We start from the raw sequence: 20,572 nt of genomic DNA, 5'->3' as shown, positions 1-20,572 counted from the left end.
AATCGAGGGATCACGTGTCCGAGCAAGGCGCGCGCGGCCGGATCAAACTCACCGACCTCGCCTTACGTGTTCCCGGCCTGATTGCCGATGTGCCGTCGATTGTGCGTGGTGTGCAGACCGGTCTGCTGGCCCGCCCGGGTTCCAGGACGTCGATCGGCTCGGTGTTCCAGGACCGCGCCGCGCGCTACGCCGACCGGGTCTTTCTGAAGTTCGGCGACCAGCAACTGACCTACCGCGAAGCCAACGCGACCGCCAACCGGTACGCCGCGGTGTTGGCCGCCCGCGGGGTGGGGCCCGGCGACGTCGTCGGCGTCATGCTGCGCAACTCGCCCAACGCCGTGCTCACCATGCTGGCCGTGGTCAAATGCGGCGCGATCGCCGGGATGATCAACTATCACCAGCGCGGCGACGTGCTGGCGCACAGTCTGGGCGTGCTCGACAGCAAGGTGCTCGTCGCCGAATCCGACCTGGTCAGCGCCATCAGCGAATCCGGCGGATCGGCGGCAGAGGTGCTGACCATCGAGGATCTGGAACGGTTCGCCACCACCGCCCCCGCCACCAACCCGGCGTCGGTATCCGCGGTGCGGGCGAAGCACACCGCCTTCTATATCTTCACCTCGGGCACCACCGGCTACCCGAAGGCCAGCGTGATGACGCACTACCGGTGGCTCAAGGCGCTGGGTGCGTTCGGCGGGTTGGGGTTGCGGCTGAAGGCCACCGACACGCTGTACAGCTGCCTGCCGCTCTACCACAACAACGCGCTGACGGTCGCGGTGTCCTCGGTGATCAACAGCGGGGCGACGCTGGCGCTGGGCAAGTCGTTCTCGGCGTCGCGGTTCTGGGACGAGGTGATCGCCAGCGAGGCCACCGCGTTCATCTACATCGGCGAACTCTGCCGGTATCTGCTCAACCAGCCGACCAAGCCGACCGACCGAGCCCACGACGTGCGCGTGGTGGCCGGCAACGGGCTGCGTCCGGAGATCTGGGACGAATTCACCGACCGGTTCGGCATCCCGCGGGTGTGCGAGTTCTACGCCGCCAGCGAAGGCACCACTGCGTTCATCAACGTGTTCAATGTGCCACGCAGCACCGGGATTTCGCCGATGCCGCTGGCTTACGTCGAGTACGACCCCGATACCGGCGAACCGGTGCGTGACCACGCTGGCCGGGTGCGACGGGTGCCGGCCGGCCAGCCGGGCCTGCTGCTCAGCCCGGTGAACCGGTTGCAGCCGTTCGACGGCTACACCGACAAGTCGGCCAGCGAGAAGAAGCTGGTGCGCAACGCCTTCAAGGAGGGCGACACCTGGTTCAACACCGGTGACGTGATGAACCCGCAGGGGCTGTTCCACGCCGCGTTCGTCGACCGGTTGGGCGACACGTTCCGGTGGAAGGGCGAGAACGTGGCCACCACCCAGGTGGAGGGTGCGGTTTCTTCCGATCCGCAGGTCGAGGAATGCACGGTGTTCGGGGTGGAGGTGCCCGACACCGGCGGACGCGCCGGGATGGCGGCGATCAAGTTGCGGGAGGGGGCGGAGTTAGACGGTGCCGCCCTGGCCCGCGCGGTCTACGACCAGCTGCCGTCGTATGCGCTGCCGCTGTTTGTGCGGGTGGTGGAATCGCTGGAGCACACCACGACGTTCAAGAGCCGCAAGGTCGAATTGCGTAAGCAGGGCTACGGCTCTGACGTCGAGGACCCGCTCTACGTGCTGGCCGGGCGCGAAGAGGGTTATGTGCCGTTCTACGACGAATACCCTGCCGAGGTCGCGGCAGGGAAGCGCCCGCAGGGCTGACGCTCCGAACGACCATTTACTTATTGACTTAGCCACGTGCCGTGGGGTTCGATAAGTCCTGGTTGCACGCGTGAGAAATACACGTGCAACATCACGCCATCGTGCGGGGGAGGACTTTCGCCATGAACTTTGTGCTGAATCCACCTGAACTCAACTCAGTGTTGATGCACACCGGGGCGGGGTCGGAGCCCATGCTGGCTGCCGCAGCCGCCTGGGAGTCGCTGGCGTCGGAGCTCGGTAGCGCGGCGAAATCATTCTCGTCGGTGACGTCGGATCTGACGATGCAGGCCTGGCAGGGCCCGGCGGCAGCGGCGATGACCGCTGTCGCCGGTCCGTACGCGCAATTCCTGGCTGCCGCAGCAGACCAGGCGGCCGGGGCGGCGGGCCAGGCGCGGACGTTGGTGAGCCTTTTCGACGCCGCACGGGCAGCGATCGTGCACCCGGTTGCCGTGCTCGCGAATCGCAACGAGCTGGTGCAGTTGGTGGTGTCGAATGTGTTCGGGCAGAACGCGCCGGCGATCGCTGCCGCCGAGTGCGAATACGAGCAGATGTGGGCTCAGGATGTAATGGCAATGTTGGGATATCACGGCGGCGCGTCATCCGCGGTTGCGCAGCTGGTGCCTTGGGCCGAGGCGCTGCCGAGCCTCCCGGGTCTGGGTGCTGCCCTAAGCGGCTTGGCTAATAATGGCTTCCCGAATATCGGGTTCAACAACACCGGCCAGTTCAACGTCGGCGGCGGCAATGTGGGGAACGCAAACCTCGGCAATGGGAGCAAGGGCAACATCAACATCGGTGCCGGAAATACGGGCAATCTCAATATAGGACTCGGCAACAATGGAAATCTGAACTTCGGCGCCGGAAACAGCGGCGGTAACACGAACATCGGCATCGGCAACAATGGCTATTCCAACGTCGGCTTAGGCAACCTCGGTAGTATCAATCTCGGTGGCGGCAATACCGGCAGCTTCAACCTCGGCGTCGGCAACATCGGCAAAGACAACGTCGGCAGCGGGAACTATGGGAACGGAAGTCTGGGTAGTGGGAACCTGGGCAGCCAAGACCTGGGTAGCGGCAATATCGGTGATGCCAATGTCGGCTTCGGCAACAACGGGATGCACAACTTCGGCAACGGAAACCTGGGCAACAGCAACATCGGCGTCGGCAACAAAGGAAACTTCAACATTGGGCTCGGGAACACCGGCACGAACAACCTCGGGTTTGGCAATACCGGGACGAACAATTTCGGGATCGGGCTCACCGGCGACAATCAATTCGGTATCAATCTCGCCGGATTGAATTCTGGTAGTGGGAACATCGGCCTCTTCAACTCAGGTAACAACAACATCGGATTCTTCAATTCGGGTAACGGCAATGTCGGCTTCGGCAACTCGGGTGACTTCAACACCGGATTCGCGAACACCGGTAATGTGAACACCGGGTTCTGGAACTCCGGCAACATCAACACCGGTTTCAACAATTCCGCCAGCACCAACGTTGGATTTGCCAACTCTGGTCCGCCGGTCAGCGACGGCACCGGGTATGGCGCCAACGTCGGGTTCTGGAATGCCGGACACGACACCGTCGGCTTCGGCAACTCCGGCAATTACACGATAGGTGCGCTCAACGCCGGCAGTAATGGCGTGGGTTTGGCGAACTCCGGTCTCGCGAACGTAGGCATTGGAAATTCGGGTGCCGCCAACACCGGGGTCCTGAATTCAGGTAACACGAATACGGGATTCGGCAACTCCGGCAACACGAACACCGGTGCTGGGAATGCGGGCAATACGAACACCGGTTTCGGCAGTGCCTACGACACGGGATCGGTCAACTCCGGATTCGGGAACGTGGGCGTGGGGACGTCAGGGTTCAACAATGTGGGTAGCGGGACGTCGGGATTCCGCAACACCGGCGATTTCGACGAAGGCGTCGGAAACATCGGCGCACACAACGCCGGGGTCCTCAACACCGGGAACGACAACACCGGATTCTGGAATTCAGGTTCCAATGGCGTCGGCATTGCCAACCAAGGCGACGGCGCCATCGGGTTCGGCAACGCGCCACAAGGATCCGGCGGCGACGTGGGTTTCTTCAACGGTGGCCTGATTGGCGGCAACTCCGGAATCGGCAATTCGGGGTCTTTCAACTCGGGTGGGTTCAACACGGGCGATCACCAGTCGGGATTCTTCAATTAGCGAATCCTGAAGAAGTGCCTAGCGCGATCCCGGCCATTTGGAGCTCTGAGCGAATCGCCACGGGTCCGTAAATGTTGCGCCGGGATCGGTGACTCCGGTGAGCCGAACCGTCACGCTCGCGCGGTAAAAGGGCACACCAGGCACTATGGGAGCGTGCAGTCGACACCGCCGGCGTCAGCCGGCCATCCGACGCTGTGCGGTCGCCCGGTGGCGGCCGATCGCGCGCTGATCATGGCGATCATCAACCGCACCCCGGACTCGTTCTTCGACAAGGGAGCGACGTTCAGCGACGACGCCGCCCGCGAGGCCGTGCACCGCGCCGTCGCCGAGGGCGCCGACGTCATCGACGTCGGCGGGGTCAAGGCCGGCCCCGGCGAGATCGTGGATCCGGACACTGAGGTCGCCCGGCTGGTGCCCTTCATCGAGTGGCTGCGCGCTACCTATCCCGATCAGCTGATCTCCGTCGACACCTGGCGCTCGGAGGTAGCCCGGCTGGCCTGCGCGGCCGGCGCCGACATCGTCAACGACACCTGGGCCGGTATCGACGCCGGCCTGCCGCAGGTGGCCGCCGAATTCGGCGCCGGGCTGGTCTGCTCGCACACCGGCGGCGCCGCGCCCAGGACACGACCCTTCCGAGTCAGTTACGGTACGACTACCCGCGGTGTGGTCGACGACGTGATTTGCCAGGTCACCGCCGCCGCCGAGCGGGCCGTCGCGGTCGGAGTGGCCCGCGACCGGATACTGATCGACCCCACCCACGACTTCGGCAAGAACACGTTCCACGGCCTGATCCTGTTGCGGCACGTGGCCGAGCTTGTCGAGACCGGGTGGCCGGTGCTCATGGCGTTGAGCAATAAGGACTTCGTCGGGGAGACTCTGGGTGTGGACGTGACCGAACGACTGGAAGGCACGCTGGCGGCCACCGCGCTGGCCGCGGCCGCCGGAGCACGCATGTTCCGGGTCCACCAGGTCGCCGCCACCCGGCGGGTGCTGGAGATGGTGGCCTCGATCCAGGGCATTCGTGCCCCGGCGCGCACCGTGAGAGGACTGGCATGACGGCTTCGGAGCTGGATCTGGCCAGGCTCTCGGCGCGCCCCGGCGACACCTGGCTGGCCGACCGCAGCTGGAACCGTCCGCGCTGGACGATCGACGAGCTGGTCGCCGCCAAAGCCGGGCGGACGATCTCGGTCGTGCTGCCGGCGCTCAACGAGGAAGAAACGATCGGATCGGTCATCGACAGCGTCTCGCCGCTGGTCCGGGACCGAGGCGGGTTGGTCGACGAGTTGCTCGTGCTCGATTCGGGGTCCACGGACGACACCGAGATCCGTGCCATCGCCGCCGGCGCCCGCGTGGTCAGTCGCGAGCAGGCGCTGCCCGAGCTGCCCACCCGGCCCGGCAAGGGCGAGGCGCTGTGGCGCTCGCTGGCGGCCACCAGCGGCGACATCGTGGTGTTCATCGACTCCGACCTGGTCAACCCGCATCCCATGTTCGTGCCGCATCTCGTCGGCCCACTGCTCACCGGTGACGGGATTCACCTGGTCAAGGGCTTCTATCGGCGGCCGCTGAACTCCGGTGACGCGTCCGCGAACGCGACCGGCGGGGGACGGGTCACCGAACTCGTGGCGCGGCCGCTGTTGGCGGCGTTGCGCCCGGAGCTGGGCTGTGTGCTGCAGCCGTTGGGCGGGGAGTATGCGGCCAGCCGCGAGCTGTTGGCGTCGCTGCCGTTCGCGCCGGGCTACGGCGTGGAGATCGGCCTGCTGGTAGACACCTTCGACCGGCTGGGTCTGGATGCGATTACGCAGGTCAACCTCGGGGTCCGCCAACATCGCAACCGCCCGCTCGAGGAGCTCGGCGCGATGAGCCGGCAGGTCATTGCCACCCTGCTGTCGCGGTGCGGTATTCCCGACTCCGGGGTGGGGCTGACCCAGTTCTTCCCCGTCGGCCCCGATTCGGAGGAATACACCCAGCACACCTGGCCGGTGTCGTTGGCCGACCGGCCGCCGATGAACGCTTTGCGGCCGCGTTAAAGGCCGACCCCGACTTGTCGGTGCAGTAGGGCAAGATCGACTCTCGTGGCGTTGGTGTTGCTGTACCTGGTGGTGCTGGTTCTGGTGGCGATCGTGTTGTTCGGCGCGGCGAGCCTGCTGTTCGGCCGCGGCGAGCCGCTGCCGCCGTTGCCGCGCGCGACGACGGCCACCGTGCTGCCGGCCTTCGGGGTTACCGGCGCCGACATCGACGCCGTCAAGTTCACGCAGGTGATGCGCGGTTACAAGACCAGCGAAGTGGACTGGGTGCTGGACCGGCTGGCCCGCGAAATCGAGATACTGCGCGGGCAGGTGGCCGCACTGCAGGCTTCCGGAGCCGAGACGCCGGCCGAAGCGCCAGTGGCCGAACCTGGCGTCGACCCCGTTGACGCCGAGCGCTCGGGCCCGACGTGACCGAGAACGGCCTGGTTCGCTGCGGCTGGGCCGAAACGCGGCCCGGACCCGACGCTGAGCTGTACCGCGACTACCACGACTACGAGTGGGGCCGCCCGGTGCGAGACGGGGTGGCACTGTTCGAACGGATGAGCCTGGAAGCGTTCCAGAGCGGTCTGTCGTGGCTGATCATCCTGCGCAAACGACCCGAGTTCCGGCGCGCCTTCGACGGGTTCGATGTGGAGAAGGTCGCCCGGTTCACCGATGCCGACGTGCAACGCCTGATGGCCGACGCGTCTATCGTGCGCAACCGGGCCAAAATCGAGGCGACGATCGCCAACGCCCGCGCAGCCGCAGAGCTCGGTTCGCCTCAGGACCTGTCCGACCTGCTGTGGTCGTTCGCTCCCGAACCGCGGCCCCGGTTCGCCGAGCTGAGCGAAATCCCCTCAGCGAGCACGGAATCGAAGGCGATGGCGCGGGAACTCAAACGTCGCGGGTTCCGCTTCGTCGGACCCACCACGGCCTATGCGCTGATGCAGGCGACCGGCATGGTCGACGACCACGTCCGCGCCTGCTGGGTGCGGCCAACCGAGAATTGACAACCTCAGTTGGCACTAGATGCGGGTCTTTGTGCACCTGGTCCCCGCGATAGGGAACAATAGGGGGGTGATTTGGCAGTTCAAAGTCGGGTATGGCGGGAAATTCACTGGCGGGGCATGCTCGGCGCCGACCAGGTCCGCGGCAGCGGGCCAGATCGAATCTGGAGGGAGCACTCGATGGCGGCGATGAAGCCCCGGACCGGCGACGGTCCACTCGAAGCAACCAAGGAGGGGCGCGGCATCGTGATGCGGGTACCACTTGAAGGTGGCGGTCGGCTGGTGGTCGAGTTGACTCCCGACGAAGCCGCCGCGCTGGGCGATGAACTCAAGGGCGTCACCAGCTGAACCTGCCCGTCACGGGGCTGCTACTCACACACTTTCCGGTAGATGTCCAGCGTCTGCTCGGCGATGTGTGCCCAGGAGAATTCGTCGATACAGCGCTGACGCCCCACCCGACCGTAGTGGTGTGCCTTGGCGGGATCGGTGACCAGCGCGTTGACCGCCTCGGCCAGCCTCGCCTCGAACGCGTCCGGGAAGTCGGCGTCGTAGTGCACCAGTGAGCCGGTGACTCCGTCGACGACCACCTCGGGTATGCCCCCGACGTCGGACGCCACTACCGCCGTGGCACAGGCCATCGCCTCGAGATTGACGATGCCGAGCGGCTCGTAGATCGACGGACACACGAAAACTATTGCCGCGGAAAGTATTTCGCGCAGTTTTGTCTTGTGGAGCATGTCGCGCACCCAGAAGACCCCGGTGCGGCTGCGTTCGAGGTTAGCCACCGCGGAGCGCACCTCCTCGGCGATCTCGGGGGTGTCGGGCGCGCCGGCGCAGAGCACCAACTGAATGTCCGGGTTGAACTGGTGCGCGGCCGCGATCAGGTGCGAGACGCCTTTTTGCCGGGTGATGCGGCCGACGAACGCCACGATGGGCCGGTTTGGGTCGACACCCAACTCTTGCAGTACGGACCCGGTGTGCACGGCACCGGAGGGATGCCAGAACTCGGTGTCGATGCCGTTGCGGATCACATGCACCAGATTCGGGTCCAGGGTGGGATAGACCCGCAGGATGTCGTCGCGCATGCCGGAGCTGACCGCGATCACCGCGTCGGCGGCCAGCACCGCGGTGTGCTCCACCCAGGAGGAGATCTGGTAGCCGCCGCCGAGCTGTTCGGCCTTCCACGGCCGCATCGGCTCGAGCGAATGCGCGGTCAGCACGTGCGGGACGTCGTAGAGCAGCTTGGCCAGATGTCCGGCCATGCCGCTGTACCAAGTGTGCGAATGCACGACGGTGGCCGCATTGGCGGCGTCTGCCATCACCAGGTCCGCGGACAGCGTCGAGAGCGCGGCGTTGGCGCTGCGCAGCCGCGGGTCGGGCTGATGGGTGATCGCGCCGGGACGGGGCGCGCCCATGCAGTGGACGTCGACCGCGCACAGCTTGCGCAGCTGGGACACCAATTCGGTGACGTGGACACCGGCTCCGCCGTAAACCTCCGGAGGGTATTCCCGAGTCATCATCGCCACCCGCATACCCGCACCGTAGTTCGCCGACGAGGCAGCCCGCATGTCGGGCTGGTGTGGAACGGGCCCGTCGAGCCAAACACCTTGACCGGCAGCCCGTCCGCCGCGCCGCCAATCATGGGCCTACCGGTGGCAACCACTTGCGGCTGCCGATAGGTTTGAGCGCATGAGGGAAGCGCCACACGTGCTGGGCATCGTGCTGGCCGGCGGCGAGGGCAAACGGCTGTATCCCTTGACCGCCGACCGGGCCAAGCCTGCGGTTCCCTTCGGCGGCGGGTACCGGCTGATCGATTTCGTGCTCTCCAACCTCGTCAACGCCCGCTACCTGAGGATTTGCGTTCTCACCCAGTACAAGTCGCACTCGCTGGACCGCCATATCTCGCAGAATTGGCGGTTGTCCGGGCTGGCGGGTGAGTACATCACCCCGGTGCCGGCCCAGCAGCGCCTCGGCCCGCGCTGGTACACGGGTTCGGCGGACGCGATCTACCAGTCGCTGAACCTGATCTATGACGAAGATCCGGACTACATCGTGGTTTTCGGTGCCGACCACGTGTACCGGATGGACCCCGAGCAGATGGTGCGCTTTCACATCGACAGCGGCGCCGGTGCGACGGTCGCCGGCATCCGGGTACCGCGAAGCGAAGCAACCGCGTTCGGCTGCATCGACGCCGACGAGTCGGGGCGGATCCGCAACTTCGTCGAAAAGCCGATGAACCCGCCCGGCACCCCCGACGACCCCGACAGCACCTTCGTGTCGATGGGCAACTACATCTTCACCACCAAGGTGCTGATCGACGCCATCCGCGCTGACGCCGACAACGACCACTCCGACCACGACATGGGCGGCGACATCATCCCTTACCTGGTGGAGGACGGCATGGCCGCCGTCTACGACTTCAGCGACAACGAGGTGCCGGGCGCCACCGAGCGCGACCGCGCGTACTGGCGTGACGTCGGGACGCTCGACGCGTTCTACGACGCACACATGGACCTGGTGTCGGTGCATCCGGTGTTCAACCTGTACAACCGGCGCTGGCCGATCCTGGGCGCCACCGAGAACCTGGCGCCGGCCAAGTTCGTCAACGGCGGCTCGGCGCAGGAGTCGGTGGTGGGTGCCGGCAGCATCATCTCGGCGGCCTCGGTGCGCAACTCGGTGCTGTCGTCCAACGTGGTGGTCGACGACGGCGCGATCGTGGAGGGCAGCGTGGTCATGCCGGGCGCGCGGGTGGGCCGCGGCGCGGTGGTGCGGCACGCGATCCTGGACAAGAACGTCGTCGTCGGGCCGGGCGAGATGGTTGGCGTGGATCTGGAGAAAGACCGGGAACGCTTTGCGATCAGCGCCGGTGGCGTGGTCGCGGTGGGTAAGGGCGTCTGGGTCTAGCTGGTCCGCTGGGGAATCACCGGAATCAGCAGGTGCGCGTCGTAGCGGGGGCCCCAGCGCAGCGTCACCTGGCCTCGGGGCGGATCGGAATAGGCAGCCGGGAATTGACCGGTCAGCGGATTGCGCGGCGAGAGCCAGCGCCCGGCCACCACGAAGCGCAGTTGCTCGCCGGCCCGGAACAGCGTTGCCGACGGTCCCAGCGCCACCTGCACCTCCGTCACCTCGCCGGGCGACACCGCGGCCGGCTCGGCACAGGCCGGGACCGGTTCCCAGGGTTGGGACAGCTCGGGGTCCAGGGCGCGCAGTGCGACGCGCTGCCATCCGGTGGTCACCCGGTCGCGGCCGTAGCCATAGGACCCCTCGAAGCCGACGTAGCGACCGTCGCGCCATTTCTCAACGCCGACAAAGAGATTCGCATCATCGCAACCGTCCAGTTGTACCCACAACTTCGCGGCCATCGATCCGGTGAGCTCGATGTCCTCCGCCACCGTCCAATTGAACGCTGCTGCGCGGGAGCTCGTTTCGAAGGTGATGCTGCCCGCGTGCCGCGGTGGTTCAGCCGTCAACACACCGCCTCCGGCAAGATACATCGGCTGCCAGCGAGTCCGCACCAGCGGCCAGTGGCCCTCCTCCCGCACGCTCACAACGGTGTCGCGGTCCTCCCGCACTTCCAGCCGAACGCTGCGCGAGGCCCGCGCGCCGTCGAGCACGTCGCGGAAGAATTTCAACTGTTCGGCCTGCGCGTCCGGGGAGTAGAACACCGCCCACTTGCCGCCGCGGTGCGTGTAGAGGCGGGCGTGCTCAGAGCCGGTTCGGGTGAAGGCCCGGATCGATCCGCGGCTGTGCAGGTTGTTGTCCGAAAAGCTGCCGCAGACCAGCATCGGGATGTCGATCGCTGCGAGGTCGGGTGCTATTGAGCGCCAGAAGTCATCGCGCAGTGGGTGTCTGTCCTGTTCTTCGGTCAGGACGTAGGCCTGCCGGGTGCTGCGGGCCAAGTTGCGCGACCACAGGGCGGTGAAGCCGGTCTCCCGAATTCCGCCCGGAAACGTAAGGTCGCGGTAGGCGTCGGTGAAGCCTTCCCACGGGCAGATGGCCCGCAGCGCGGGCGGTCGCAGCGCCGCGACGGCGTACTGGGTGATCGCCAGGTAGGACACGCCGAGCATGACGACGTTGCCGTCGCTCCAGGGTTGGCCGGCCAGCCATTGCACCAGATCGTAGGTGTCCTCGGCTTCCTGCCGCGACAGCAGGTTGCCGGTGCCGTCGGAGCGGCCGCAGCCCCGGGCGTCGGCGTTGACCACCACGAAGCCCTGCGCTGTCCAGAACGCCGGGTCCGGCGCCTCCCAGCCGGTCAACGACGAGAACTGGACCCTGCTGGGCTGGCGGATCATGCGGTACTGACGTGAGAAGGTCCATCGCTTTCGTTTTCGACGCGGGAGTTCGTCCTTGCCGTAGGGGTGGATGGACAGCATGACCGGCCGCGGAGACTCGCCGGATCGTCGAAAAACGTTGATCCGCAACAATGTTCCGTCGCGGGTGGGTACCTCCACGTCGCGATCGACGATGACCTCCGCCGGCGCTTCGGTGATCGCTATGCGAGGCCTGACGACACCGGCGATCCGGTCCCGCGCGTAGCCCAGGGCGTTCGGACGGCGCCACGGCCGATCCAGGGCGGGTGCCGAGTTGCGGTTCACGCCAGATACTTTAAGCGCCGCGACTACCAGATGTTGGGGACCAAACGGTATCGCACGCGTTGCTGGTAGTCGCGGTAGCCGGGCAGATCGGCTGCCAGCGCCCGCTCCTCGTCGAGTGTTCGCAGCACCAGCACCGCTAACAACGGAACGTAGAGGACCAGGCCCCAGTAGGAGCCGAGCGCCAACGGCAAACCCAGCATCAGGATCAGGTTGCCGACGTACATCGGGTGTCGCACCAGGCCGTAGAGGCCGGTGGATACCACCTGTTGATCCGCTTCCACGGTGATGTTCGCCGCGGCGGCGTTCGGCGATCAACCCGGCACCGACGTCGCGGGCGGCCAGTAACCGGTAGGCGACCGCGGTGAGCACGGCCGTGGTGGCCAGGTGCAGCAGCAGCACCCACCAGCGCTCATCTGCGTACGGCCGCACCTGCAGTGACCACCCCAGCGGCGAAAACCAGGACAGTGCACCGGATCCGGCGTCGCCGACCGCCCGCAGGGTGAAAGCGGCGCCCAAAGCGGCGAACGCGTAGCCGCGGCACACCCGTGCGCTCGCCGACAGCTGAGCGGCCACTGCGGCCAGAGCGGTGAACACCAACCCGGAGCCGGCCAATGCTGCCCCGAACGCCAATGATCCACTCGGTGCCACCTCGGTGGTGAGCAGTCCGGCGGCACCGATCACGCCGGTGGCCACGGACGCACCGAAGGACAGCAGCAGTACGGCACTCAGACTGGCGTAGCGGCCTACCGCAGTCGAGTCGAGCAACTCGGCCCGGCCCGTCTCCTCGTCGGCGCGGGTGTGCCGGATCACGGTGAGGACGACGGCGACCGCGATCAGCAGGTGGAACATCCCGGCTTTCCAGATACCGACCGCGCCGAGGCCGTCGTTGTAGATCGGGCCGTAGAGCGCCCGCTGGGCCGGGCTGGCCATGACGGAGGCTGCGAAGGCGGCCCGGTCGGCCGCGGTCGGGTAGACCTTGTCGATGCTGCCGATATAGACGCTGGCCAACGGGATCGACAGCAGCAGCACCCACAGCGGCAGCACCACCCGGTCGCGGCGCAGGTACAGCCTCAGCAACCCCAGGGTGCCGACAAACTGGGAAATACGTTGCCTGGCAGGGCTTCCCGGACGATCCAGAAGTGTGGTGCTCATCGCACCGGCACCTCCGCGCGGTCCTGCGTGCCGGCACCGTTGATGCTGTAGTGGCGCAGGAACAAGTCCTCCAGCGAGGGTGGCTGGCTGATGAGGCTGCGTACCCCGGCGGTACCGAGCACCCGGATCAATTCGCCCAGGCTTTCGCCGTCGACCTGCGCACGCACTGTGTTGCCCTCGACGCTGACGTCCTCGACGCCCTTGATCCGGGCCAGATCGCCCGGATCGCCGATCATCTCGGCCTTGATCGAGGTGCGGCTGAGGTGCCGCATGGATTCCAGCGACCCGCTTTCCACCGTCCTGCCGGCCGCAATGATGGTCACCCGCTCGCACAGCGCTTCGGTCTCGGCCAGGATGTGACTGGACAGCAGCACCGTCACACCGCGGTCTTTTGCTTCGGCAACGCACTGCTGAAATACGTTCTCCATCAACGGGTCCAGTCCGCTGGTGGGCTCGTCGAGCAGAAGCAGCCTGGCCCGCGAGGAAAACGCCGAGATCAACGACACCTTCTGTCGATTTCCTTTCGAGTAGGCCCGCACCTTCTTGTGCGGGTCGAACTCGAAACGCTCGATCAGCTGCGCGCGCAGCGCCGGGTCGATGCCACCGCGCATCCGCGCCAGCAGGTCGATGGTCTCGCCACCGGTCAGACCGGGCCACAGCGTGACATCGCCTGGCACATAGGCAATCTGGCGATGCAATGTCACGGCGTCGGTCCACGGGTCGCCGCCCAGCAGCCGGGCGGTGCCGCCGTCGGCTTTGACCAGGCCCAGCAGGATGCGGATGGTCGTCGACTTGCCGGCGCCGTTGGGTCCCAGAAAGCCGTGCACTTCGCCTTCGCGCACCCGCAGGTCCAGGCCGTCGAGCGCGCGGGTCGCGCCGAAGCTCTTGGTGAGGCCCCGGACTTCGATGGGTGTCTGGCTGTCAGCTGACATCGGGTTCTCCTCGTTTCTCATCGGCCAGAAATGCCTCGTACATGGTGTAGTCGGTCAGCAGGCCCTCGGAATAGAGCTCGAGGGCCGGCAGCACCATGTCGCGGGCGTAGTCGCGCAGGACTGCGCGCAGATCGGTTGGCGTCTCGTGCATTTGGAGGTAGAGCAGGAATCCGCCGCCACCGGTGATGGCCAGATACTTGGCTCGGGCGTGCGGATCGCGACTCGGCTTCAGGGTGCCGGTTTGCACACCTTCGGCCAAGTATTCCTCGGTGTTGTCAATCATGTTCTGCCACAGCATTTTCGCCAGTTCACCACCGGACTGCATGCTGCGTACCAGGTAGGACATCAAGGGCGCGTAGGACTCGATCTCGGCCATCTGCCCCAGCCAAGTAGCGGGGTCGCTGGACTTCATTGCCTCGGATTTGGCGCCGCGGATCTCCTCGGCCGCGTATTCGTCGCAGGCCTTACGCAGCCCTTCTTTGGAGCCGAAGTGATGAATGACCAGGCCGGCGCTGACTCCGGCCGCCTCGGCGATGGTGCGCAGCCCGACGCCGAATCCGTGCTCGCCGAACTGCGCGATGGCCGCGTCCCGGATCCGAGCGGCTGCGGTCAAATCGGCTGAACGCATGTTCAACACATTAAACAGGCGTTCAATCCCGCGTCAAGGGTCTCCTGAGCGAGTATCGGACGCATCGGTCGCATGACGCTCCCGACACGTGCGGCATCGCGGCCCGGCGCTGCGGCGAACGCGCAGGTCTCGCCGCTCGGACACGAATCGGCGATGCTTTGAATTTTTCGTCGATTTACCCGCTATTCATCCGGCGAGGTGCCATGATGGCTCCGGCCTAATTACGCAGCGAGGAGTAGCGAAATGTCATTTGTCGTCGCAGCACTGGATGGGATCGAAACCGCGACCGCGAATGCGGCCCAGATCGGCTCGGCAATCAGCACCGGCAACCTGACCGCGCTCCTGCCGACCTCCCAGGTGACCGCCGCGGCCGCCGACGAAGTGTCTGTCGCCATCGCGACCCTGTTCGGCGCGCACGCCGGCGAGTACCAGGCCGCGGCGGCTCAAGCGGCCGCCTATCACCAGGAGTTCGTGCGCAATCTGGGCGCTGCAGCAGCGTCGTACGGCGGCGCCGAGGCGGCCATCCTGCAGCAGTTCGAGGCCACGCTGCTCGGCGGCGGCATCGCCGCCCCTGCGCTGGAGGGACTGAACGAATTTGCGTCCGGCGCATTTCAGGCGCTCGTCTACAAGCCGGTTCACACGGCCGGACAAGCGTGGATTGGCAGCCCGCTCGGCCAGGCGATCGATCCGATCATCAATGCGCCCACCAATGCGCTGCTCGGGCGGGCGCTGATCGGTAACGGAACCACCGGCACGTTGGCGAACCCGACCGGGGGCGCGGGCGGCATCCTGTTCGGTGACGGTGGCGCTGGCTACAGCCCCACCGGCGGCGTGCTGGCCTCCGGCGGCAACGGCGGCAATGCCGGGTTGATCGGCACCGGCGGCATCGGCGGTGCTGGTTACGACGGCGGCACCGGCGGCCGCGGAGGCGTCGGCGGCTGGCTGATGGGCAACGGCGGCCGGGGCGGGCTCGGAGGCGCCGCCTTGACGGTGCTGGCAGGCGGGTCCGGCGGCGCCGGCGGCCAGGCGCTGTTGTTCGGGGACGGCGGATACGGCGGTATGGGCGGCACCGGCGTCCCGACCGGGGCCGTCGGAACGCGTGGCTACCCCGGTTTGTTCATCGGCCAGGGCGGCCCCACGTACATCCCGCCGAGCAGCGAAATCGTCACCATCGACTTCATCCGGCACGGGCAGACCGCCAGCAACGTGGCCAACCTGCTCGACACGGCGGTGCCCGGACCTCCGCTCACGGCGTTGGGTGTGACGCAGGCGCAGAATGTCGCCGCCGTCCTGCACGCCCAGCAGCCCGCATTCGCCGGCATCTTCGATTCGCAGATGATCAGGACGCAAGAGACCGCCTCGTACCTCGCAACCCTGCAGCCGAGCCTGACCCCCGTCGTGTTGCCCGGGCTCAACGAGATCAACGCCGGGCTCCTGGAAGGCATGGGGCAGATTCCCGCGGGATTGATCTACTTGGCCGGACCCGTGGTGTGGACACTCGGGTTGCCCGCCTTCCCGATGCTGGGCATCTCCGCCGTCAACCCCACCGGCCTGACCTTCGCCAGCGGCTTCAACAACGCGGTGCAGACCATGTACAACACCGCGCTGAGCAGCTCGAGTCACCAGGTCGCGGCATATTCCAGCGCTCTTGCCATCGAGACCGGCACGATGATGATGGTCGACAACCCCAACCCGTTGCTGCTGGTCACCGGCTCGCTGTCGAACACCGGGGGGGTGGTGGTGCAAGGCAGCCCGGCGACTGGCTGGACCATGCTGAGCTACAACGGGACACCCGTCGGACCGGCGAACCTGCCGACCCAGCTGTTCGTCGACGTCCGCAACTTCATCACCGCGCCCCAGTTCGCGGGCTACGACGTAGGTTCAGCCCTGTTCACCGGCGACCCGGCGACCATCGTCAACGCGGTCCGCGACGGCGCGCGCGAGGTGGCCACCGCCACGGTGCACTTCCCGTTCGCGATCGCCGAGACGCTGCTGGGCGCGCTCTGACCGGCGCGCTCAATCCCGGACGGCGGCCAGCAGGCCGTCGCCCAGCGGGATCAACGCCGGGGTCAGCCGTTCGTCTTCGGCGATCAGTCGCGCCGCCTCGCGCACCGCGGCCACCTCGGCGTCGCGCGCCTCAGGATCACCGGCGCGGCCGCCCAGAGCAGCCCGGTGCACCACGATCAGCCCACCCGAGCGCAGCAGCCGGATCCCTTCGACGACATAGTCCGGCTGGTCGACCGGGTCCGCGTCGATGAACACCAAATCGTAGGACTCGTCGGCGAGCCGGGTCAGGACTTCCTGGGCGCGACCACTGATCAACCTGGTACGCGACGGGCCGACCTGTGCCTCGGTGAACGCCTGCTTGGCCAGCCGGGCATACTCCGGTTCGATGTCGATGGTGGTCAGCACGCCGTCGTCGCTCATGCCCGACAACAGCCACAAGCCGCTGACGCCCACCCCGGTACCGACCTCGGCGACCGCCTTGCCGCCGCTGAGCTTGGCCAGCAGGCTCAGCAGCGCGCCGACCGCGGGGGTGACAGCCCCGGCTCCGCTGTCCATGGCGCGTTCGCGGGCGCCGGCCAGGATCGCGTCCTCGGAAATCGACCTCTCGGCGTGCGCCAATAAGGCATCGGCCCTGCTGGGCGTCTCCTGGCTGGGCGAGCCGTCAGCGCCGGGTGGCTCGTCGGAAGTGGACATGTCCGCAGAGTATGCCGAACCGGTGGCGTGGTTGTTCAGGCGCGCCCGGTGCGGGAGGGGACGACACGCCCGGGGGCCCGCGGTGCGACCAAGCTCACCGCGATTGCATAAGGGCTGGGAAATGTGGGTAACAGTATGGTTTCTCAGCCAAAGCTCAGATTGCTCATACCTCGCCCACACTCGGGTAGGCGACGGTGAGTCCCATGGAACGCGGAGCACGTTGGGGCCGGGACGACGGGAACGACGACGGGAATACCAAATGGCAACTTCGCGTTGCCGCGAATGACGAACTGCCGACCTTGAATGGCAGGGGAAGTCCGGAGGAACTCACCATCACCACATTGAGCCCGACCAGCATGTCGCACCCACAACCAGTGCGTGACCAGGATTGGGTGGAACCGTCCGATACCCCGTTGGGCACAGCGGTTTTCGACGCGACGGGGGACAAGGCCACCATGCCGTCCTGGGACGAGTTGGTGCGTCAGCACGCCGACCGCGTGTACCGCCTCGCCTACCGGCTGACCGGCAACCAGCACGACGCCGAGGACCTCACCCAGGAGACGTTCATCAGGGTCTTCCGGTCCGTCCAGAACTACCAGCCGGGAACGTTCGAGGGCTGGCTGCACCGCATCACCACCAACCTGTTCCTCGACATGGTTCGTCGGCGCGCCCGCATCCGGATGGAAGCGCTGCCCGAGGATTACGACCGGGTTCCGGCCGACGAGCCGAACCCCGAGCAGATCTACCACGACTCGCGGCTCGGGCCGGACCTGCAGGCTGCGCTCGACTCGCTGCCGCCGGAGTTCCGCGCCGCGGTGGTGTTGTGCGACATCGAAGGCCTGTCCTACGAGGAGATCGGCGCCACCCTGGGAGTCAAGCTGGGCACCGTGCGCAGCCGGATTCACCGCGGCCGTCAGGCGCTGCGGGACTACCTGGCCGCCCATCCGGGCCATGGGCTGCAGCCCGAGATCCGATCGGTTGCGGCGGCCAGCTGAGCCATCCTGCGGACGGTCGAGCCATCGTTTCGGCCACTGCAGGGTTGCCAACTGATCCCAAATACTCCGGTTTAAAAAGGCTGAACACGGTTCTCGAGCACCGCACCGCGCTACATTCGAGATACAGATGGCTCGACAAGGTGGGACAGCGCACGCGGAAGGATCCAGTGATGGCCGAGCGGGGACATGTGTTTCGGCGCGCGTTCTCCTGGCTTCCCGCCCAATTCGCCTCGCAGAGTGACGCCCCGGTGGGGGCGCCGCGGCGCTTCGGGTCCACCGAGCACCTCTCGATCGAGGCCATCGCGGCGTTCGTGGACGGCGAGCTGCGGATGAACGCCCACCTGCGCGCCGCGCACCATCTCTCGCTGTGCCCCGAGTGTGCGGCCGAGGTCGAGGACCACAGTCGCGCCCGAGCCGCCCTGCGCGACTCGCACCCGATCAGCATCCCCAGCTCACTGCTCGGGCTGCTCTCTGAAATCCCGCACTACCCGCACCAGGATGCGACGCAGCTTCCCGACGCCCTCGCCGACCCCGATCCCGAACAGCGGAAGCGCCGCTAACTCGCGCTTCGGCCGTCGGAGTGTCTGTGGATACTAGGGTGGACACGGACGCCGGTTAAGCAATGGATCTAGAAGAGGAACTGTGACCTCCGACGAAGGCAACCCCAGGGGCCAGGACACCGAACGGCTTGCGCCGCGGCCCATCTACCGCCCACCGGTCGACCCGTCCTCGCGCCAGACGTTCGGGCGTCCTTTCGGGCAGCAGGGATCCTTCGTGGCCGACCGGGTGCGCCCACAGAAGTTCCAGGAGCAGTCGGAGTTCCGTCCGCACGATAAGCCGGCCGACCCGGTGCTCGCCGACGCGTTCGGCCGCCCGTACGGCGCCACCGAGACTTTGCAACGCCACCCCATCGACGCCGACGCGCTGGAGGCCGAGAAGAACGAGGACGAGGCCGAGGAACTGGACGACCCGTGGCGCGATCCCGGTGCCGCCGCGGCCCTGGGGACGCCCGCATTACCGGCGGTGGTGGCGCACGGCGAGCAGCGCCACAGCGGCAAGCTCGGGGTGCGCGATGTGCTGTTCGGGGGGAAGGTCTCCTACCTTGCGCTGGCGATCCTGCTGATCATCGCTTTGCTGATCGGTGCCATCGGCGGGGTGATCGGCCGCAAGACCGCCGAGGTCGTCGAGGCGTTCACCACCTCGAAAGTGACGCTGTCGACCTCCGGCAACGCCGAGGAGCCGGCCGGTCGATTCACCAAGGTGGCAGCCGCCGTCGCCGATTCGGTGGTCACCATCGAGTCCAAGAGCGACCAGGAGGGTATGCAGGGCTCCGGTGTGGTCATCGACGGTCGCGGCTACATCGTGACCAACAACCACGTCATCTCCGAGGCTGCCGCCAACCCCAGCAAGTTCAAGACCACGGTGGTGTTCAACGACGGCAAGGAGGTACCGGCCAGCCTGGTCGGGCGCGACCCCAAAACCGACCTCGCCGTCCTTAAGGTCGACAACGTCGAGAACCTCAGCGTCGCCCGGCTCGGTAACTCCGACAAGGTGCGGGTGGGTGACGAGGTGATCGCGGCGGGCGCTCCGCTGGGCCTGCGCAGCACCGTGACGCACGGCATCATCAGCGCGCTGCACCGGCCGGTTCCGTTGTCAGGGGAGGGCTCGGACACCGACACCGTCCTCGACGCGATCCAGACCGACGCCTCGATCAACCACGGCAACTCCGGCGGCCCGCTGATCGACATGGACTCCCAGGTCATCGGCATCAACAGCGCGGGCAAATCGCTGTCTGACAGCGCCAGCGGGCTCGGCTTCGCCATTCCGGTGAACGAAATGAAGTTGGTGGCGGAGGCACTGATAAGGGACGGCAAGATCGTGCACCCGACGCTGGGCATCAGCACCCGGTCGGTGAGCAACGCGATCGCCTCGGGTGCGCAGGTGGCCAACGTGAAGGCCGGGGGGCCCGCGCAGAAGGGCGGCATCCTGGAGAACGACGTGATCGTCAAGATCGGCGGCCGCAAGGTCGCCGACTCCGACGAAGCCGTCGTCGCGGTGCGCCAGCTGACCATCGGCCAGGACGCTCAGATCGAGGTGGTCCGCGACGGCCGCCACGTCACCTTGACGGTCAAACCCGACCCGGATACCAGCTAATGTTCGCCAACGTCGGCTGGGGGGAGATGCTCGTACTCGTCGTGGTCGGGCTGGTGGTGCTGGGTCCGGAGCGACTCCCGGGAGCCATTCACTGGACGACGAGCGCGCTGCGGCAAGCCCGTGACTACCTCAGCGGGATGACCAACCAGCTGCGTGAGGACATCGGACCGGAGTTCGACGACATCCGTGGGCAACTCAGCGAGCTGCAGAAGTTGCGGGGCATGACGCCGCGGGCCGCACTCACCAAACACCTGCTCGACGGGGACGACTCGATCTTCACCGGCAACTTCGACCCGCCGGCCCAGCCGCCCGCCCCACCGGCGCCGGCCGATCCGCCCCCGCCGCCCGAGCGCACCCCGTTCGACACCGACGCCACGTAACCAGTTGCCGCGAGCGTAACCAGGCTGCGAAATCTGGCGAC

General features: G+C 66.8%; 19 protein-coding genes. 13 read left to right on the top strand and 6 right to left on the bottom strand.

What is annotated here, in order from left to right; translation table 11 throughout:
* Window positions 1-14 precede the first annotated feature (14 nt).
* From fadD6 to MKCMC460_RS23800, 7 genes are all read left to right on the top strand, one after another.
* Window positions 15-1,790 carry a long-chain-acyl-CoA synthetase FadD6 gene (gene fadD6 / locus MKCMC460_RS23830; protein WP_238304932.1) on the top strand — a complete coding sequence of 592 codons (1,776 nt, stop codon included), beginning with the start codon at window positions 15-17 and terminating at the stop codon, window positions 1,788-1,790.
* Between the two features lie 122 nt (window positions 1,791-1,912).
* Complete coding sequence (locus MKCMC460_RS23825) at window positions 1,913-3,982, top strand: PPE family protein (protein ID WP_236977501.1); 2,070 nt, start codon at window positions 1,913-1,915, stop codon at window positions 3,980-3,982.
* Between the two features lie 207 nt (window positions 3,983-4,189).
* Window positions 4,190-5,038: a dihydropteroate synthase gene (gene folP, locus MKCMC460_RS23820; RefSeq protein WP_236984355.1), complete on the top strand. Its 849-nt coding sequence runs from the start codon at window positions 4,190-4,192 to the stop codon at window positions 5,036-5,038.
* On the top strand, window positions 5,035-6,009 hold the full coding sequence (locus MKCMC460_RS23815; protein WP_236977500.1) for a glucosyl-3-phosphoglycerate synthase: 975 nt from the start codon (window positions 5,035-5,037) through the stop codon (window positions 6,007-6,009). The genes folP and MKCMC460_RS23815 overlap by 4 nt, the downstream gene beginning before the upstream one ends.
* A 45-nt stretch (window positions 6,010-6,054) precedes the next feature.
* Complete coding sequence (locus tag MKCMC460_RS23810) at window positions 6,055-6,420, top strand: DivIVA domain-containing protein (protein ID WP_236977499.1); 366 nt, start codon at window positions 6,055-6,057, stop codon at window positions 6,418-6,420.
* A complete protein-coding gene (locus MKCMC460_RS23805; protein ID WP_236977498.1) occupies window positions 6,417-6,998 on the top strand; it encodes a DNA-3-methyladenine glycosylase I in 582 nt (193 codons plus the stop codon). Before MKCMC460_RS23810 ends, MKCMC460_RS23805 begins: the two co-directional genes overlap by 4 nt.
* Before the next feature lie 177 nt (window positions 6,999-7,175).
* On the top strand, window positions 7,176-7,343 hold the full coding sequence (locus MKCMC460_RS23800; protein WP_003406247.1) for a DUF3117 domain-containing protein: 168 nt from the start codon (window positions 7,176-7,178) through the stop codon (window positions 7,341-7,343).
* 20 nt (window positions 7,344-7,363) lie between these two features.
* Here the strand turns inward: MKCMC460_RS23800 and glgA are convergent, their stop codons facing one another.
* The gene (gene glgA / locus MKCMC460_RS23795; protein WP_238306038.1) at window positions 7,364-8,527 is read right to left on the bottom strand and encodes a glycogen synthase; all 1,164 of its coding nucleotides are present in this window, start codon (window positions 8,525-8,527) and stop codon (window positions 7,364-7,366) included.
* 157 nt (window positions 8,528-8,684) lie between these two features.
* On the opposite strand from glgA, the gene glgC reads away from it, so the two are divergent.
* Window positions 8,685-9,899 (top strand): glucose-1-phosphate adenylyltransferase, encoded by a 1,215-nt coding sequence (gene glgC, locus MKCMC460_RS23790; protein ID WP_238304931.1) that lies wholly within the window; start codon window positions 8,685-8,687, stop codon window positions 9,897-9,899.
* Here the strand turns inward: glgC and MKCMC460_RS23785 are convergent.
* The 4 genes from MKCMC460_RS23785 to MKCMC460_RS23770 form a co-directional block, all read right to left on the bottom strand.
* Window positions 9,896-11,590 carry a CocE/NonD family hydrolase gene (locus tag MKCMC460_RS23785; protein WP_236977495.1) on the bottom strand — a complete coding sequence of 565 codons (1,695 nt, stop codon included), beginning with the start codon at window positions 11,588-11,590 and terminating at the stop codon, window positions 9,896-9,898. The genes glgC and MKCMC460_RS23785 overlap by 4 nt on opposite strands.
* 23 nt (window positions 11,591-11,613) lie before the next feature.
* A complete protein-coding gene (locus MKCMC460_RS23780; protein WP_236984353.1) occupies window positions 11,614-11,826 on the bottom strand; it encodes an isoprenylcysteine carboxylmethyltransferase family protein in 213 nt (70 codons plus the stop codon).
* A gap of 912 nt (window positions 11,827-12,738) precedes the next feature.
* On the bottom strand, window positions 12,739-13,674 hold the full coding sequence (locus MKCMC460_RS23775) for an ABC transporter ATP-binding protein (RefSeq protein WP_236977494.1): 936 nt from the start codon (window positions 13,672-13,674) through the stop codon (window positions 12,739-12,741).
* A complete protein-coding gene (locus MKCMC460_RS23770; protein WP_236977493.1) occupies window positions 13,664-14,302 on the bottom strand; it encodes a TetR/AcrR family transcriptional regulator in 639 nt (212 codons plus the stop codon). Before MKCMC460_RS23770 ends, MKCMC460_RS23775 begins: the two co-directional genes overlap by 11 nt.
* A gap of 243 nt (window positions 14,303-14,545) precedes the next feature.
* Here MKCMC460_RS23770 and MKCMC460_RS23765 point away from each other — a divergent pair, with 243 nt between their 5' ends.
* Window positions 14,546-16,309 carry a PE domain-containing protein gene (locus MKCMC460_RS23765; protein ID WP_238304929.1) on the top strand — a complete coding sequence of 588 codons (1,764 nt, stop codon included), beginning with the start codon at window positions 14,546-14,548 and terminating at the stop codon, window positions 16,307-16,309.
* A 9-nt stretch (window positions 16,310-16,318) separates the two neighbouring features.
* Here the strand turns inward: MKCMC460_RS23765 and MKCMC460_RS23760 are convergent, their stop codons facing one another.
* Window positions 16,319-17,002: an O-methyltransferase gene (locus MKCMC460_RS23760; RefSeq protein WP_236977492.1), complete on the bottom strand. Its 684-nt coding sequence runs from the start codon at window positions 17,000-17,002 to the stop codon at window positions 16,319-16,321.
* A 203-nt stretch (window positions 17,003-17,205) separates the two neighbouring features.
* Between MKCMC460_RS23760 and sigE the strand changes: the two genes are divergently transcribed.
* The 4 genes from sigE to tatB all read left to right on the top strand — a co-directional run bounded on the left by sigE (window position 17,206) and on the right by tatB (window position 20,531).
* Complete coding sequence (gene sigE, locus MKCMC460_RS23755) at window positions 17,206-17,997, top strand: RNA polymerase sigma factor SigE (RefSeq protein ID WP_236977491.1); 792 nt, start codon at window positions 17,206-17,208, stop codon at window positions 17,995-17,997.
* Window positions 17,998-18,167: 170 nt separating this feature from the next.
* Complete coding sequence (gene rseA, locus MKCMC460_RS23750) at window positions 18,168-18,557, top strand: anti-sigma E factor RseA (RefSeq protein ID WP_236977490.1); 390 nt, start codon at window positions 18,168-18,170, stop codon at window positions 18,555-18,557.
* A gap of 82 nt (window positions 18,558-18,639) precedes the next feature.
* Window positions 18,640-20,151: a S1C family serine protease gene (locus MKCMC460_RS23745; protein ID WP_236977488.1), complete on the top strand. Its 1,512-nt coding sequence runs from the start codon at window positions 18,640-18,642 to the stop codon at window positions 20,149-20,151.
* Entirely contained in the window at window positions 20,151-20,531 is a 381-nt protein-coding gene (gene tatB, locus MKCMC460_RS23740; protein ID WP_236977487.1) for a Sec-independent protein translocase protein TatB, read from the top strand. The genes MKCMC460_RS23745 and tatB overlap by 1 nt, the downstream gene beginning before the upstream one ends.
* Window positions 20,532-20,572 lie beyond the last annotated feature (41 nt).

The sequence above is a fragment of the Mycobacterium sp. 20KCMC460 genome, from assembly GCF_022179425.1.
Classification (GTDB): domain Bacteria; phylum Actinomycetota; class Actinomycetes; order Mycobacteriales; family Mycobacteriaceae; genus Mycobacterium; species Mycobacterium kiyosense.
Note: the sequence above shows the minus strand (reverse complement) of the source record. Positions and strands in the feature narration are given on the sequence as shown.